The following is a 14,512-nucleotide window of genomic DNA, read 5'->3' on the forward strand; positions in this document are numbered from 1 at the left end:
AGAACCAGACAATGCTATTCGGACTTGATGGCGTCGAGATAGGCCTCATTATCGTATTTTTCTGCCTCTTCGGAGGCATTCTTTCGGGTTTCCCCGTGGCCTTTGCCATCGGTGGGGCCGGGGTGATTTCCTTCGGGATTATCGCTGCATTGGATAGTGCCGGCCTGTTGATCCACCAGGCGATCGACACCGGTTCGCAAGCCTACCGCGAAGTGGTGAATTCTGGCGTCAAACCTGACGTGATATCCGTGTTCCGATACCCGGATTTGCCAAGGATCGCCGAGCCGGTCTTTGTACAAGGCTGGGAAACCGCGCTGGACCGGAATGTTTCCTTCATCGTGAACCGCATGAACGAACGTGTTCTGGCCGGGCAGTCGATCGAGACGCTGCTGGCGGTGCTGATGTTCGTTCTGATGGGCATCACGCTGGAGCGTTCAAAAATTGCAAACGACCTGCTGACCACGATGGCGCGCGTCTTTGGCCCGCTGCCCGGTGGCCTTGCGGTCTCGATTGTGGTCGTGGGCGCGTTCCTTGCTGCCTCGACCGGAATCGTCGGCGCGACCGTTGTTACCATGGGACTGTTGGCCCTGCCGACCATGCTGCGGAACAACTATTCGCCGGAATTGGCGACAGGTGTGATCGCGGCCTCGGGTACGTTGGGGCAGATCATTCCACCCTCCATCGTGATCGTTCTGCTGGGTACACTGGCTGGCGACCTCTATTCGACCGCGCAGGAAACGCGCGCGGTTGAGGCCGGGTGCACCGACGCGCTGACCTATCTGGGCGAGCCTGCAGTTGTTTCGGTGGGTACATTGTTCCAGGCGGCGTTGCTGCCTGGGATCATGTTGGCGCTGCTCTACGCGCTTTATGCCTTTGGCTATGCGCTGTTGAACCCGGAAAAGGCCCCGGCAGTTGAATTGTCGGGAGGCTCGGGTGAAACCATCACGCGCTCGGAAGGGCTGACCTGGCTGCTGGGCGCTCCGGTTGCTCTGATTGTTGGCGCGGTGCTTTTGGGAAGCGCGGGAGTGATTGGCAGCCAGAACATCTCGGTCTCGGCATTTACGGATATCGGGCAGGGCGCCTCGCTGCGCACGAACGTGTCCGAAGAGTGTAAGGCTTCGATGATCGAACTGCATGGGCAATCAGCCTGGGATCAGGCCGTGGCCGAGCAGGAAGCGATTGACGAAGCAGGTGGTTCGTCCGAAGCGCAGCGTCTGAGCGAAGAGGAACTGGCTGCTGCGCAAGAGGCCAAGATCGCCGCTGCAGCGCCAATTGGCAACGGCGTCGCCGTTATTGTGGTACTGCTGGGTCTGACACTGGTGCTGGGTCGCGGGATTGCACCGTCGCAAGCGCCGCAGCCTCTGATCGTCGGAGCGATTGGCCTGTTGCTGATGCTGTTGGTCGACGTGTTGCTGATCGCGCCAACGACTTCGTCCGGGGCTACGTTCCTGATACTCGCCATACCTTTTGCGCTCGCAATGCATGGGTGCAAAGAAGCTGCCGCCCGTTGCGCGACCAATGATCTGATCCGTGTGGTCTTCCCACCGCTGGTGCTGATCATCGCGGTGTTGGGTTCGATCCTTGGCGGTGTCACCAACCCTACGCCGGCTGCGGCACTGGGGGCGGGTGGAGCGATCATGCTAGCGGCCTATCGGAAACTTCAGGATCAGAACCGGTCGGGCAAAGTGATCATCTGGTCAACCTTCGCAGTGATCATCGCACTGGTGATGGGAGTGAACTTTGATCTGCGCATCAATCAGGGCAATGTTTCGGTTGAAAGCTGGATCGCGTTCATCATCGCCTATTCGGCCTACCTCTATGCGCTGTTCGGCTTGATCTACGGCTGCTGGGTGCTGTTCTCAAGCGGGGTTCTGACACCGGTGGTGCGTGAGACAGCGAAGGTGACGTCGATGGTCTTCACCATCCTGATCGGATCGCAACTGCTGAACCTGGTGGTGATTTCCTTTGGTGGAGAGCACTATATCCAGCAGTTCCTGCGCAGCTTTGATAATGAATTCACGGTCTTCCTGATCGTGATGCTGGTGCTGTTCATTCTTGGCTTTGTGCTGGATTTCCTTGAGATCATCTACATTGTGATCCCGATCGTGGGCCCCGTAATCTATGGCGGATCGTTTGATCCGAAATGGGTGACCATCATGGTGGCGGTGAACCTGCAGACCTCGTTCCTGACGCCGCCGTTCGGGTTTGCGCTGTTCTACCTCAGGGGCGTTGCGCCGAAAGAGGTCACAACGGGCCATATCTATCGTGGCATCATACCGTTCGTGATCATTCAGGTGGTGGGCATTGCAATCCTGTGGTTCTTCCCCACGATTGTGACTATCGTTCCTGACCTGATCCCGAACTGATCTGCAGCTTAATCTAACGAAAACGGAGGCCCATTCGGGCCTCCGTTTGTTTTTCAGGAGTGTGGATGCGGGTGTGTAAGCCTTTCAAACTCCGCCTCAGTCGCATGATCGATTGCTAGGTCTGTGGTCTCGACAAGTCCGGCATTGGGATTGTCGAAGGTAGCCTTGTCCAGCTTGCCAACCTTTTGCCCGACGATGGTGGTGACAACAGCATCTCCGGTGACATTCACAACCGTCCGCATCATATCGAGGATCCGGTCGACGGCCAGAATGATGCCGATGCCTTCCAGCGGCATACCCAACTGGTTCAGAACCATCGCCAGCATCACTATCCCCACACCGGGCACACCTGCCGTGCCGATTGAGGCCAGAACCGAGATTGAAATCACGGTCAGATAACCGCTTAGCCCCAGATCAATGCCATAGGCATTAGCCAGAAAAACGGTCGCCACTCCATGCATGATTGCGGTGCCATCCATGTTGATCGTCGCCCCTAGGGGAATACCGAACGAGGCCACGGAACGGTCAACGCCGACTCTCTGAGTCACGCATTGTAAGCTGGCCGGAATTGTCGCGTTCGAGCTTGAGGTCGAGAACGCAAACACCTGCGCCGAGCGCATCTTGCGCAGGAATACCCGAGGGCTCAGCCCGGTCGTAAAATACAGCAGCGCCATCAACGTGACACACAGATGGAATACCAGCGTCAGGCTGATCGTGGTCAGATAGCCGATCACCGGTCCGAATAGGCCAAAGCCCTCCATCGCAAAGGTTTTGGCAATCAGGCTGAAGACGCCGATGGGGGCGAAGGCCATGACGATATTGACGATCTTCATCGCCAGTTCATTCATGAACTCGCAGCCTTCCACAAAGGCCTTGGCGCGGCTGCCCATCATTAGCACTGCAATACCAACGACCATCACGTAGAAGATGATCTGCAGCATCTCACCATTGGCCAACGCGTTGATCGGGTTCTTTGGGATGATGTTCGCCAGTATTTCCCAAGTGGTCTGCGGGTTGGCGACGCTTACGCTATCACCGGCCAGATGCAGGCTCGTGAATCCGGTACCCGGCCCAATGAGGCCCGCAAAGATCAAGGCAGTTGTCACGGCCAAGGCGGTGGTGGCCAGATAGGTAACGAAGGTCAGCCCTCCGACACGGCCCAGCAATTTGACATCGCCAATGCCGACAACGCCGCACAGCAGTGAGAACACAACCAGCGGCACGACAAGCATCTGAAGTGCATTAAGGAACATTTGCCCAAACATGGACAGCACACCCTGCACAAGTGTTGCGTTGAGCGCAGTGATATCGAGATAGTTCAAGACCAGACCAAAGATCGAGCCCAAGGCGAGCGCGACCAGGATCTGGGTCGTCAGCGTGGCCGAAACCAGTCGGCGTGCGGCATATGTCATTTTCCCCCTCCTTCAGAACCTCTGCGACAGGGTGGGAGGCCTGCCGTAGCGACAATAAAGCCAGCCCGGTCAGCGTCTGATTGAGCTGCGGGTTTCAGGTTTGGGCTGGACGTTTAGAAGTGCGGCTAATTTGGTGACCTTGCGTCAACTTTCAATCGCACGGGCGGGGGAAGGTCGATTAAGATTGCTTAACAATTGGGCGCAGCATGGCGGAAGGTAGTTTAACGTGATGAAAAAAATGTATTTATTTTGTCGATACAGGTGCTGAAAATTCGATCAAATCCCAACGATTTCCGAAAGGATCCCGCCAGACGGCGACAATTCCATAGGGTTCATGGCGCGGGCGCTCTTCAAATCCTACGCCTGCTTCCAGCATCGCCGCGTGATCGCGGTAGAAATCATCTGTTTCGAGGAAAAAGCCAACGCGCCCACCGGTTTGATTGCCGACCGATGCGATCTGTTCCGCGCCCACCGCCTTGGCCAGCAACAACGAAGCACCATCCGAGCCCGGAGGCGTGATCCGCACCCAGCGTTTACCATCGCCCAGATCAATATCCTGCGTCAGAGTAAAGCACAGCACTTTGGTGTAGAACGCGATCGCTGCGTCATAATCCGGGACGACCAGCGTCACCGCATGAAGGCTCTGACGCATGATAGATTAACCTTTGGTGGGGTGGCGGTCAGGCAGTTGGATGTTGGCCACCTGCTCGGCAATCGGGGCCGACGAAAGGGGGTGGTGGGCCGTATGGTCACACTGCTCGGGATTTTTAATTCGCTGCCATTCACCCTGCATATAGACCTGCAAGCCCGCGAATTTGGCCTTGTACCCCATCTTGGGGCTGCCGGGCACCCAATAGCCCAGATAAATATAGGGCAACCCAGCCTCGCGCGCGATCTCGATATGGTCGAGAATCATGTAAGTGCCCAGCGAGCTTTGCTGGAACTCTGGATCGTAGAATGAGTAAACCATGCTCAGCCCGTCATCCAGTACATCGGTCAAACTGACGGCGATCAGCTCGCCGGTTTCGGGATCGGCATATTCTACGACTCGGCTGCGGATCGGGGTTTCCTCGATCATCGCGGCAAATTCGAAGACATCCATATCGGCCATGCCGCCATCCGCATGGCGCGCGTCCAGATACCGACGGAACAGGTCGAACTGTTCATCCGTTGCCCAGGGCGATGTTGCACGTCGGATCAAGTAGGAATTGCGCTTGTGGGCCCGTTTTTGGCTTTTGCTTGGCTGAAAGGCTGACACATCGATACGGGCAGACAGACAGGCGGCGCAGTCGGTGCAGGACGGGCGATACAGTACGTTCTGCGAGCGGCGAAATCCTTGTTGCGAAAGGCAATTGTTCAATTGATCCGCACCTTCCCCCTGTAGGGCGGTGAACAGTTTGCGCTCCATCCTGCCCTCAAGGTAAGGGCAGGGCTGGGGTGCCGTCACATAGAATTGTGGCGCAATTGGCAGCGTGTGTCGCATGAAGGTCCCGCATTTCCTCGGAACCGATGATAGCAACGGTTTTTGGCGCAGCCAAGTGTTTCACTCAGGTGTTTTTAGGCGCGCTGGTTGATCATCACGGTGCCGAGGAAGGCATCGGTCAGGCCCTGACAGCGGGCGCTGGTCATCATCATGATGACCGAAATGATCTGTAGTACCGGGATCGCCATGCTGACAAAGTAACCTGCCGTATGTGCAATGGCTTTCCCCGTATCCATTCGGGCGCCAAAGGCGTCACGCAATTCTATCCCCATGAAGCGCATCCCCAGCGTGGCCGAGCCGTTGGCGATGGTAACAACGCGATAGACAAAGCTGATGACTGCGTAGATCAGCGCCAATATGAAGAAGCCCATGCCAAAGGTCAGCAGAATCGCAACTGTACAGAGCAATGAGATAAAGGCGATGTCGAACAGCCACGCGAAAAAGCGCTTGGTCGCTACGGATTGGTAGAATTCGGGTTGGCTGTCGGGGTCAGGCAGATGAGACATAGACTGTAATCCGGGTATTGTGCAGAAACACCCTGTCCCGATGGGCGGGACAGGGCAAGCCGCAATTAGGCAGGTTGTTCGCCGTTTTCGTCATCACGATTATCGCGGGCGCGTTCGTCCATGAACTCGTCGAACTCGGCCTTGTCCTTGGCTTCGCGCAGGCGGTGCAGGAACGCCTCAAAGTCTTTCTGTTCGCGCTCCAAACGCGCCAGGGTGTCGGCCTTGTAGGCGTCAAACGCGCTGTTGCCCGAAGGTTTCATGGCGCTCATGTGGCTGTTCCACGACGAACGGCGGCTGCAGGATTTGCTGAACATGCGTTTGCTCCAGATCATATAGGCAAGAAAGGCCAGGCCGATGGGCCAGAAGAAGATAAAGCCAAGGACCATTGCGGCGATCCAGGCGCCTTTGCCCTTGCTATCAAGCCAGGCTTCGCTTCGGTGCAGCCATCCCGGATTTTGGGGAACGGCGTGGTCGGACAATGCGGTCATGTGCTCTCTCCAGTTAGGATGTAAATGCTTTTCACATTACCAAGATGGGAGGGGGGATAGGTGGTTGCAAGGGGGTATGTGAAAAAGATTTACATTTTTCGGAATCCAGCGTCTGACCGGGCGGATCAATCAGCGGGGTGAAGCGCGCCATGGTTTTATTCAAATTTCGACATGGATAATTGCAGCAAGTCGTTTTCTGGTTTCTTCGCTCACTGGTCCCCGGATCAAAGCCGCCTATCTGGGCGGAGAAGTGTGAGGACGCTGTGAAACTGCTTGTTGTAAATCTCAACACCACCGCCTCCATGACGCGAAAGATCGATGAAGCTGCACGGGCCGCTGCGCATTCCGAAACCACGATCATTGCCGCCAATTCGCAAGAAGGCCTCGCCAGCATTCAGGGATATCTGGATGTCTCTACCTGTGTACCCGGTCTTCTGGAGGTCGTGAAGGCGCATGCTGATGCGGACGCAATTGTTGTTGCTTGTTTCGATGATACCGGAGTCGACGCCGTGCGCTGCGTCACTTCGGCGCCAGTCATCGGCGTTGGGGAGGCGGCCTACCACGCGGCGTCCATGATCAGTCCAAAATTTAGCGTCATCACCACTTTGTCCCGATCTCTAGCAGGGCTAGAGGCAAACTTGTTGCGATACGGCTTAGATCGCAGATGTGTCAGGGTTCGGGCTTCGGATGTGCCGGTTTTGAAGCTGGAGGAAAACGACCCCAAGACCATCGATATAATACGGGCAGAGATACGCGCCGCAATCGAAGAAGACCGAGCGGAAGCGATTGTTCTGGGCTGCGCTGGCATGACAGATCTAATGTCACAACTGTCCGAAGAGTTCGGCCTGCCGGTGGTAGATGGCGTTGCATGTGCCGTCACTTTTGCCGAAGCCCTTGTCAAATCCAGATTGACGACGTCAAAGCTTTGTTCTTATTCCTAGCCGGTTTTTTTAACTAATTGCGTCAGAGGTCGAGTGGTAGCAATGGCATGTTGCTTATCAAAATTGTTAATTGATGCGTTCAATCGTTGAAACTAGTTAATGCACAAGATCATTTGCCGCGGCGGATGGCAGGCAATGCGCAGGGCGCATGATTGAAATATTCAGCGCAACCTCGGGAAAGAATGCTCGAAAGACAACCGAAGGCGATTATTACTGCCCGTTGATGTATCCGCTCACGGTGGTCGGGTCGCAAAGACTATGGAAAAGCTCTTTTTCGACCAGTTAAGTCAGGGTGAAAGGCTCTGAGTTCGAAGCCGTGTTCGAACCGAGCTTACTACAGAACGAAGGCAACGAGGGTTGCGATCAGGTTCGGGTCCCCCAACTGAATCGCTGCCCTTGGGCGGCCTAATAGCGATTTGGTGTCCCGTGTATATCCTAGAATTACGGGCACAAAATCTGGGCTGGAGCATCAGCGTATATCTGCGTCCAGAAATTCAGTGCACGGCGACAACGCCTCATAGTAGGCATAGCCCGCTGGTTTGCCCTTGATCTACGCCAGCCGGTCCGACGCGATGTCCATGGCCCAGATGTCATTCATACGCTCAACCTCAGATCGGCTGGATCAGCGCGCTCAAATCTGCGGGGGTAACGCTCGACGAAAGGTAAGTGACGCATATGATCCGCAAAGGTCAAATCATACCCAGAACCTGTCCGTTTCATCAATTCGCTGAACCAGCCGCTTAACAATCTAAACCTTAGCAACGGACGCCACGAGGTTTCGCAGTTCACGAGTTTCCGTTGTCCAGTTTTGAAGCGTAATAGAAGGCAATCGCCTGCGCGCGGTTCTTGATCGACAGCTTGTCGTAAATGTTCGACAGATGGAACTTTACCGTGTTGGTCGAAATCTGCAGCTCTTTTGACAATTCCTTGTTAGACATGCCCTGCACCAGCGCCTCAAGGATAGCGAGTTCTTTGCGCGACAAAGTCTGCAACGGGTTTTGATGCATTTTGCGCACGTCGATATAGGGAAATACCATTTTGCCCTTAGCGACATCGACACAGGTTTCCAGCAAGCCTTCGACCTCGCCCGAACGCGGCGCGAACCCTGCGGCTCCGGCCTGCATAGCCTGACGCGGTACGTCCCCAGCCTCGTCCCCATAGACCACAAAGCGTGGCGCGTTGGTCTGCTCGCGCAGAACCTCAATCAGTTTTGCCGCGCCCAAAGCAGGAAGTTCCCAGGACACGATCCCCACCTGAACCGGCACCCGCATGACTGTGCCCAGAAATCCCTCGGCGGTCGCTGAAGTGGCCACCAGAGAGAATCGCGGGTCGCGCTCGAAGATCTCGGACATGGCCGACAGCACCAAAGGGTTGTTGTTGGCCAGCATGACATCAATGGGGCGTTGAGATGTGTCGGACATTGTTTTCCAGTCTGATTTTAACTAAACCTACCCATTTTGGTGGGGATGCTTTCAGTATACATTGGCATATTTACCAAAATGGGTAGGTTATTACCCGTCTAACAAGATATGCTAAAGCTGTAGTAAGTTACGTTGCGCCCCGGCGCAAGTTTCAGTTTTCCTCTGGGTCAAGGCGATCGGCGGTATCGAACACACCCGACGCACAGGAGGAGCACATGACGTTTCAGATCTATCCAACGCTCGACATCCCCGAGACGCTGGCCGCTGGCCCAGGACCGGGAAACACCGACGCACGTGTTTTGCAGGCGTTTGCCAGCGCCGGCGTTGCCGACCACATGCAGAGCGACGTGCTGCGTGGCATGATCGAATGCAAGCACATGCTGCGTCTGATCTGGGGCACCGCCAACACCCATACCTTCGCGGTTGCTGGCACCGGATGGAGTGGGCTGGACACCATGTTCTCGGCGGTGATGCCGGGTGACAAGGTTGTGGCCTTCACCAATGGCACCTTCTCGGGCATCGATGCGATGACTCTGCGGATCAAGGCTGCAACACCGGAAGAGCACGCGACCAACCCTCTGGACCCACAAGCCGCGAGTGTCGCCGTTATTGAAATTCCCCACGGCCAGCCCGTCACAGGCGAGATGGTCGAAGAGGTGTTGGCCTCGCACAAACCGAAGTGGGCCTTCATGGCGCATTGGGAAACCGGGTCGGGTCGGGTCAACGACCTGCGTGGCTTCTCGGATGCCTGTGAACGCCACGATGTGATGGGTTTGATCGATGCCGTATCGTCGCTGGGTATCGCGGATTTCCGCATCGATGACTATCCGGGTGTCGCAGGATGGGCCTCGTGCCCGCAAAAAGGGCTGTGCTGCCTACCGCTGACCTATGCGCCGGTCAGCTTCACCGACGCCTATATCGACGCGCTGAAGACCTCCGGCGCCTATACATACGTCCACAACCCGATTTTCGAAGCACGCCACTGGGGCATCGTTGACGGGCAAGACGTGGAAAAGGGCACCTATCACCGTACCCATTCGGGCTATGCGGTCGCCGCCTTCCATGAATCGCTGCGCCTGACTCTGCAGGAAGGGTTGGCCAAACGTGCGCATTCCTATCGCACGCATGAGGCCGTCCTGCGCGACGCCGTCACCGCGATGGGTTGCCAGGTCACATCGGACATGCCCAGCCTTGTGGTGCTGAACCTGCCCGCAGAGCTGGCGGGTCGTGAGATGGAGTTGGTACAGAACTGCCGCGCCCGTGGCTTTGGCATCTGGCCCACGCTCAGCGCCCCGGTTCAAGTCCGTATCGGCATCCTGAACCAGCTAACCCACCAATCGGTCAGTCGCATCGTCAGGCTGTTCGCCCAGGCCATCCGCGAGATGGGCGGCTCGGTTGATTTCGAAGCCATCGAAGCACTTTTGGAAAGTCGCTACGGCACATCTATCGCTGCATAACGGGAGGGAATGCAGATGGATATCCATGAATATCAGGCGAAAGAACTTCTTTCGAATTTCGGCGTCGAGGTCCCTTCGGGGGCTTTGGCCTACAGCCCCGAGCAAGCGGCATATCGCGCGCGTGAGTTGGGTGGTGACAAGTGGGTTATTAAGGCGCAAGTCCATGCTGGCGGGCGTGGAAAGGCCGGTGGTGTAAAGCTGTGCAACTCGGAAAGCGAAATATACGAGGCTTGTGACGAGATGTTTGGCCGCAAGCTGGTGACGCACCAGACCGGCCCCGAGGGCAAAGGCATCTACCGCGTCTATGTGGAGGCCGCCGTACCGATTGATCGCGAGATTTATCTGGGCTTTGTACTGGATCGGTCCAGTCAGCGGGTGATGATCGTGGCCTCTTCGGAAGGTGGGATGGAGATCGAAGAAATCTCATCTGAGCGCCCCGACAGTATCGTCCGCTCAATCGTTGAACCTGCCGTTGGACTGCAGGAGTTTCAGGCCCGCGAAATAGCGTTTAATCTGGGGCTGGAACCTCGCCTAATTCAACACATGGTCCGTACCCTGCAGGGTTGCTATGCTGCGTTCAGCGAGCTGGACGCGACTATGGTCGAGATCAACCCGCTGGTCATCACTGGTGACGACCGTGTGCTGGCGTTGGACGCGAAGATGAGCTTTGACGACAATGCCCTGTTTCGCCATCCGCAGGTTGCTGAATTGCGCGACAAAAGTCAGGAGGACCCGCGCGAAAGCCGCGCGGCGGATCGCGGACTGTCTTATGTCGGACTGGACGGCAATATCGGCTGTATCGTGAACGGTGCCGGTTTGGCCATGGCCACGATGGACACCATCAAGCTGGCTGGCGGTGAACCTGCGAACTTTCTGGACATCGGTGGCGGTGCCTCACCCGAGCGGGTGGCCAAAGCGTTCCGACTGGTACTGTCCGATGACAACGTTCAGGCGGTGCTGGTCAATATCTTCGCAGGCATTAACCGCTGTGACTGGGTGGCCGAGGGCGTAGTGCAGGCGCTGCGCGAGTTGGAAATCGACCTGCCGGTCATCGTGCGTCTGGCGGGCACCAATGTCGAGGAAGGTCAGAAGATCCTGGCCAAATCGGGCCTGCCAATAATCCGCGCGACAACCCTTATGGAAGCCGCTGAACGCGCTGTGGGTGCATGGCGCAACGATCTGTCCCAAAACACCAAGATGAGGGCTGTGTAATGAGCATTCTTCTGGACCGCGACACCCGCGTTATCGTTCAGGGCATCACCGGACGCATGGCACGCCTGCATACCAAGGATATGGTGCAATATGGCACCAACGTCGTTGGCGGCGTTGTTCCCGGCAAAGGCGGAGAGACCGTCGAAGGCGTACCCGTATTCGACACCGTCAAACAGGCGGTTGAGGCCACTGGCGCCGAGGCTAGCCTTGTCTTCGTGCCTCCGCCGTTTGCGGCGGATTCGATCATGGAGGCAGCAGATGCCGGTATTCGCTATTGCGTCTGCATCACAGACGGCATCCCCGCGCAGGACATGATCCGCGTAAAACGCTACATGTACCGCTATCCTAAGGACAAGCGCCTGGTGCTGACCGGTCCGAACTGTGCCGGTACCATCAGCCCCGGCAAGGCGCTGCTGGGCATCATGCCGGGACATATCTACCTGCCGGGCACTGTGGGGATCATCGGACGCTCGGGCACGCTGGGTTATGAGGCTGCGGCGCAGTTGAAAGAGCGCGGCATCGGTGTCTCAACCAGCGTCGGCATTGGCGGCGATCCAATCAACGGCTCGTCCTTCCGCGATATCCTTGAGCGGTTCGAACAGGACGAAGACACCGAGGTCATAGCTATGATCGGCGAGATCGGTGGCCCTCAGGAAGCCGAGGCTGCAGAATATATCCGTGACCACGTCACCAAGCCTGTTGTGGCCTATGTCGCGGGTCTGACCGCGCCCAAGGGCCGGACCATGGGCCATGCTGGGGCGATCATCTCGGCCTTTGGCGAAAGCGCCAGCGAGAAGGTGGAAATCCTGTCAGCGGCTGGTGTAACGGTTGCTGAAAACCCCGCGGTGATCGGCGAGACTATCGCCCGTGTCATGGGAAAGGCCGCGTGATGGTCAAACCTTCGGTCCTTGTCACCCGTCGCTGGCCTGCCGCCGTCGAGGCGCAACTGGCCGAAAACTACAACGCCGTGCTGAATACCGGGGACATTCCGATGTCTCCGGCGGAACTCCGCGACGCGTTGAAGACATACGACGCGGTTCTGCCCACCGTCACCGACACGCTTAGCGCCGAGGCGCTGGACGTGGCCGCAGCTCAGACCAAGATTTTGGCCAATTACGGCGTCGGGTACAGTCATATCTGTGAACCGGCGGCCCGTGATCTGGGTATGACGGTCACCAACACGCCCGATGTTCTGTCTGAATGCACCGCCGATCTGGCCATGACCCTGCTTCTGATGGTCGCCCGTCGCGCCGGTGAGGGCGAGCGCGAGCTGCGCGCAGGCGGCTGGACCGGCTGGCGTCCGACCCATTTGGTCGGCACCAAGGTCAGCGGCAAGACGCTGGGCATCATCGGCTTTGGCCGCATCGGTCAGGAAATGGCCCGTCGCGCCCATCACGGGTTTGGCATGAAAATTCTTGTCCAGAACCGCAGCGCCGTGTCGCCCGACGTGCTGAAGCAGTTCGATGCGACCCAAGTCGAAACGGTGGATGATCTGCTGCCGCATTGCGACTTTGTCTCGCTGCATTGCCCCGGCGGGGCTGCGAACCGGCACCTGATCAACGGACGCAGGCTGGACCTGATGAAGCCCGACGCCTTCCTGATCAACACTGCGCGCGGCGAGGTGGTGGACGAGCGCGCTTTGGTACAGTCGCTGATGTTCGACACGATCGGCGGCGCCGCGCTGGATGTGTTCGACGGCGAGCCACGCATCAGCCCCGACCTGCTGCAATGCGACAACCTCGTGATGCTGCCGCATCTGGGCAGCGCAACAAAAGAATCGCGCGAAGCCATGGGCTTTCGCGTGCTGGACAATCTGGGCGACTTCTTCGCTGGTCGCCCACCCCGTGACCGCGTGATCTGACGCACCCTTCTTCAAAGGAGCAAAACCCATGAGCTTTTATGCCATCGAACAGGCCCCCGCGCGCCTGAACCGCAGCGAACTCGCCGTGCCGGGCAGCCAGCCCGGCATGTTCGAAAAAGCCGCGAAATCGGATGTGGACGTGATCTTCCTAGATCTCGAAGACGCGGTAGCCCCGGATGAAAAAGAGCAGGCCCGCAAGAACATCATTCAAGCCCTGAACGATATCGACTGGGGCAGCAAGACAATGTCGGTGCGCATCAACGGGCTGGATACGCATTACATGTATCGCGACGTTGTGGATGTAGTCGAACAAGCCGGTGCGCGGCTGGACCTGATCATGATCCCCAAGGTCGGCACAGCGGCAGATGTCTATGCCGTCGATATGATGGTCACGCAGATCGAAGACGCAATGGGTTACAAGAAACGCATCGGGTTCGAGCATATCATCGAGACCGCTCTGGGCATGCAGAATGTCAGCGAAATCGCGGCGGCCTCGAACCGCAATGAGAGCCTGCACTTCGGTGTGGCGGACTATGCAGCCTCGACCCGCGCGCGGACCACGATCATCGGTGGTGTGAACCCCGACTATTCGGTTCTGACCGACCCGGATGGCGATGCTGCGCGCGCGACCCATTGGGGCGATATGTGGCACTACGCGCTCGCCCGTATGGTTGTCGCCGCCCGTGCCAACGGTCTGCGTCCGATTGATGGTCCGTTCGGTGATTTCCAGGATCCTGAAGGCTATAAGGCAGCTGCCAAAAGGGCGGCGGTGTTGGGCTGCGAAGGTAAATGGGCCATCCATCCCAGCCAGATCGCTCTGGCGAACGAGGTCATGTCACCCAGCGATGCCGAAGTCACCAAGGCGCAGCGTATCCTTGTTGCTATGGCCGAGGCCGAGACCGCAGGCAAAGGTGCGGTGTCGCTGGATGGTCGTCTGATCGACTATGCCTCGATCCGCCAGGCGGAGGTCATGGTCGAAAAGGCTCGCCAGATTGCGGCAGCGTGATTTTAGCCCGCATTGGGCACTGAAGTAGGGGTGCGCGCGCTTGCCTCGGCAGGTCCGGGGCAGGCAACATCTGCAGACTTCGGTGGTCATTCATTCGATATGGCTGAAGTCTGCAACACACTACCCTGAACACTCACAGCCTTGCCTGAAAACGATGTTTTTCGGACCAAACCAGATAGGTTCTGTCGCAATCTACGATCCCAATTGTCGCTTGCAAGGTAGTTCTTTTGGCGGCGTTCGCAAAACAGACAGGAGCGGTACGTACTGATCTTACTCAAGGGAGCACATTTTCCTGATGAAGTGATCTTCCACGCGGTTTTCCGCTACCTGCGCTAGCGTGTTTCTTGCCGGGACCCAGA

At 57.4% G+C, this 14,512-nt stretch carries 13 protein-coding genes; 7 read left to right on the plus strand and 6 right to left on the minus strand.

The features are described 5' to 3' along the window. The first annotated feature begins 11 nt into the window (after positions 1-11). On the plus strand, positions 12-2,366 hold the full coding sequence (locus ACR0DK_RS09805) for a TRAP transporter large permease (RefSeq protein WP_480735942.1): 2,355 nt from the start codon (positions 12-14) through the stop codon (positions 2,364-2,366). A 53-nt stretch (positions 2,367-2,419) separates the two neighbouring features. Here ACR0DK_RS09805 and ACR0DK_RS09810 read toward each other — a convergent pair whose 3' ends face one another. The 5 genes from ACR0DK_RS09810 to ACR0DK_RS09830 all read right to left on the minus strand — a co-directional run bounded on the left by ACR0DK_RS09810 (position 2,420) and on the right by ACR0DK_RS09830 (position 6,255). After that, complete coding sequence (locus ACR0DK_RS09810; protein ID WP_480735943.1) at positions 2,420-3,778, minus strand: dicarboxylate/amino acid:cation symporter; 1,359 nt, start codon at positions 3,776-3,778, stop codon at positions 2,420-2,422. Positions 3,779-4,022: 244 nt separating this feature from the next. Further along, complete coding sequence (locus ACR0DK_RS09815; RefSeq protein ID WP_170396600.1) at positions 4,023-4,430, minus strand: VOC family protein; 408 nt, start codon at positions 4,428-4,430, stop codon at positions 4,023-4,025. 6 nt (positions 4,431-4,436) lie between these two features. Next, on the minus strand, positions 4,437-5,261 hold the full coding sequence (locus ACR0DK_RS09820; protein ID WP_170396602.1) for an arginyltransferase: 825 nt from the start codon (positions 5,259-5,261) through the stop codon (positions 4,437-4,439). Positions 5,262-5,335: 74 nt separating this feature from the next. Then, entirely contained in the window at positions 5,336-5,767 is a 432-nt protein-coding gene (locus ACR0DK_RS09825) for an RDD family protein (protein WP_170396604.1), read from the minus strand. A 65-nt stretch (positions 5,768-5,832) separates the two neighbouring features. Continuing rightward, positions 5,833-6,255 carry a DUF2852 domain-containing protein gene (locus ACR0DK_RS09830; RefSeq protein WP_170396606.1) on the minus strand — a complete coding sequence of 141 codons (423 nt, stop codon included), beginning with the start codon at positions 6,253-6,255 and terminating at the stop codon, positions 5,833-5,835. 263 nt (positions 6,256-6,518) lie between these two features. On the opposite strand from ACR0DK_RS09830, the gene ACR0DK_RS09835 reads away from it, so the two are divergent. Then, complete coding sequence (locus tag ACR0DK_RS09835; protein WP_480735947.1) at positions 6,519-7,196, plus strand: aspartate/glutamate racemase family protein; 678 nt, start codon at positions 6,519-6,521, stop codon at positions 7,194-7,196. A 785-nt stretch (positions 7,197-7,981) separates the two neighbouring features. On the opposite strand, the gene ACR0DK_RS09840 is transcribed toward ACR0DK_RS09835, so the two are convergent. Then, positions 7,982-8,617, minus strand: coding sequence for a LuxR C-terminal-related transcriptional regulator (locus ACR0DK_RS09840; protein WP_480561378.1), 636 nt, complete (start codon positions 8,615-8,617; stop codon positions 7,982-7,984). Between the two features lie 215 nt (positions 8,618-8,832). Here ACR0DK_RS09840 and ACR0DK_RS09845 point away from each other — a divergent pair, with 215 nt between their 5' ends. Genes ACR0DK_RS09845 through ACR0DK_RS09865 form a run of 5 tightly spaced genes read left to right on the plus strand, consistent with a single transcriptional unit; the run spans position 8,833 to position 14,153 of the window. After that, complete coding sequence (locus ACR0DK_RS09845; RefSeq protein WP_170598129.1) at positions 8,833-10,074, plus strand: alanine--glyoxylate aminotransferase family protein; 1,242 nt, start codon at positions 8,833-8,835, stop codon at positions 10,072-10,074. Positions 10,075-10,089: 15 nt separating this feature from the next. Continuing rightward, positions 10,090-11,286 carry a malate--CoA ligase subunit beta gene (locus ACR0DK_RS09850; protein ID WP_170396612.1) on the plus strand — a complete coding sequence of 399 codons (1,197 nt, stop codon included), beginning with the start codon at positions 10,090-10,092 and terminating at the stop codon, positions 11,284-11,286. Next, entirely contained in the window at positions 11,286-12,176 is an 891-nt protein-coding gene (gene sucD, locus ACR0DK_RS09855; RefSeq protein WP_170408424.1) for a succinate--CoA ligase subunit alpha, read from the plus strand. Before ACR0DK_RS09850 ends, sucD begins: the two co-directional genes overlap by 1 nt. Beyond that, on the plus strand, positions 12,176-13,147 hold the full coding sequence (locus ACR0DK_RS09860; protein ID WP_170408467.1) for a 2-hydroxyacid dehydrogenase: 972 nt from the start codon (positions 12,176-12,178) through the stop codon (positions 13,145-13,147). Before sucD ends, ACR0DK_RS09860 begins: the two co-directional genes overlap by 1 nt. A gap of 28 nt (positions 13,148-13,175) precedes the next feature. Further along, positions 13,176-14,153: an HpcH/HpaI aldolase/citrate lyase family protein gene (locus tag ACR0DK_RS09865; protein WP_480561380.1), complete on the plus strand. Its 978-nt coding sequence runs from the start codon at positions 13,176-13,178 to the stop codon at positions 14,151-14,153. Positions 14,154-14,512: the final 359 nt, after the last annotated feature.

Source organism: Ruegeria sp. CE6 (genome assembly GCF_056537485.1).

Bases quoted from the DNA above. Each gene is read 5' to 3' on its own strand.
- ACR0DK_RS09815 (WP_170396600.1), bottom strand. From the start codon at position 4,430: ATGCGTCAGAGCCTTCATGCGGTGACGCTGGTCGTCCCGGATTATGAC.
- ACR0DK_RS09865 (WP_480561380.1), top strand. From the start codon at position 13,176: ATGAGCTTTTATGCCATCGAACAGGCCCCCGCGCGCCTGAACCGCAGC.
- ACR0DK_RS09805 (WP_480735942.1), top strand. From the start codon at position 12: ATGCTATTCGGACTTGATGGCGTCGAGATAGGCCTCATTATCGTATTT.
- ACR0DK_RS09820 (WP_170396602.1), bottom strand. From the start codon at position 5,261: ATGCGACACACGCTGCCAATTGCGCCACAATTCTATGTGACGGCACCC.
- ACR0DK_RS09830 (WP_170396606.1), bottom strand. From the start codon at position 6,255: ATGACCGCATTGTCCGACCACGCCGTTCCCCAAAATCCGGGATGGCTG.
- ACR0DK_RS09810 (WP_480735943.1), bottom strand. From the start codon at position 3,778: ATGACATATGCCGCACGCCGACTGGTTTCGGCCACGCTGACGACCCAG.
- ACR0DK_RS09845 (WP_170598129.1), top strand. From the start codon at position 8,833: ATGACGTTTCAGATCTATCCAACGCTCGACATCCCCGAGACGCTGGCC.
- ACR0DK_RS09840 (WP_480561378.1), bottom strand. From the start codon at position 8,617: ATGTCCGACACATCTCAACGCCCCATTGATGTCATGCTGGCCAACAAC.
- ACR0DK_RS09825 (WP_170396604.1), bottom strand. From the start codon at position 5,767: ATGTCTCATCTGCCTGACCCCGACAGCCAACCCGAATTCTACCAATCC.
- ACR0DK_RS09860 (WP_170408467.1), top strand. From the start codon at position 12,176: ATGGTCAAACCTTCGGTCCTTGTCACCCGTCGCTGGCCTGCCGCCGTC.
- ACR0DK_RS09850 (WP_170396612.1), top strand. From the start codon at position 10,090: ATGGATATCCATGAATATCAGGCGAAAGAACTTCTTTCGAATTTCGGC.
- sucD (WP_170408424.1), top strand. From the start codon at position 11,286: ATGAGCATTCTTCTGGACCGCGACACCCGCGTTATCGTTCAGGGCATC.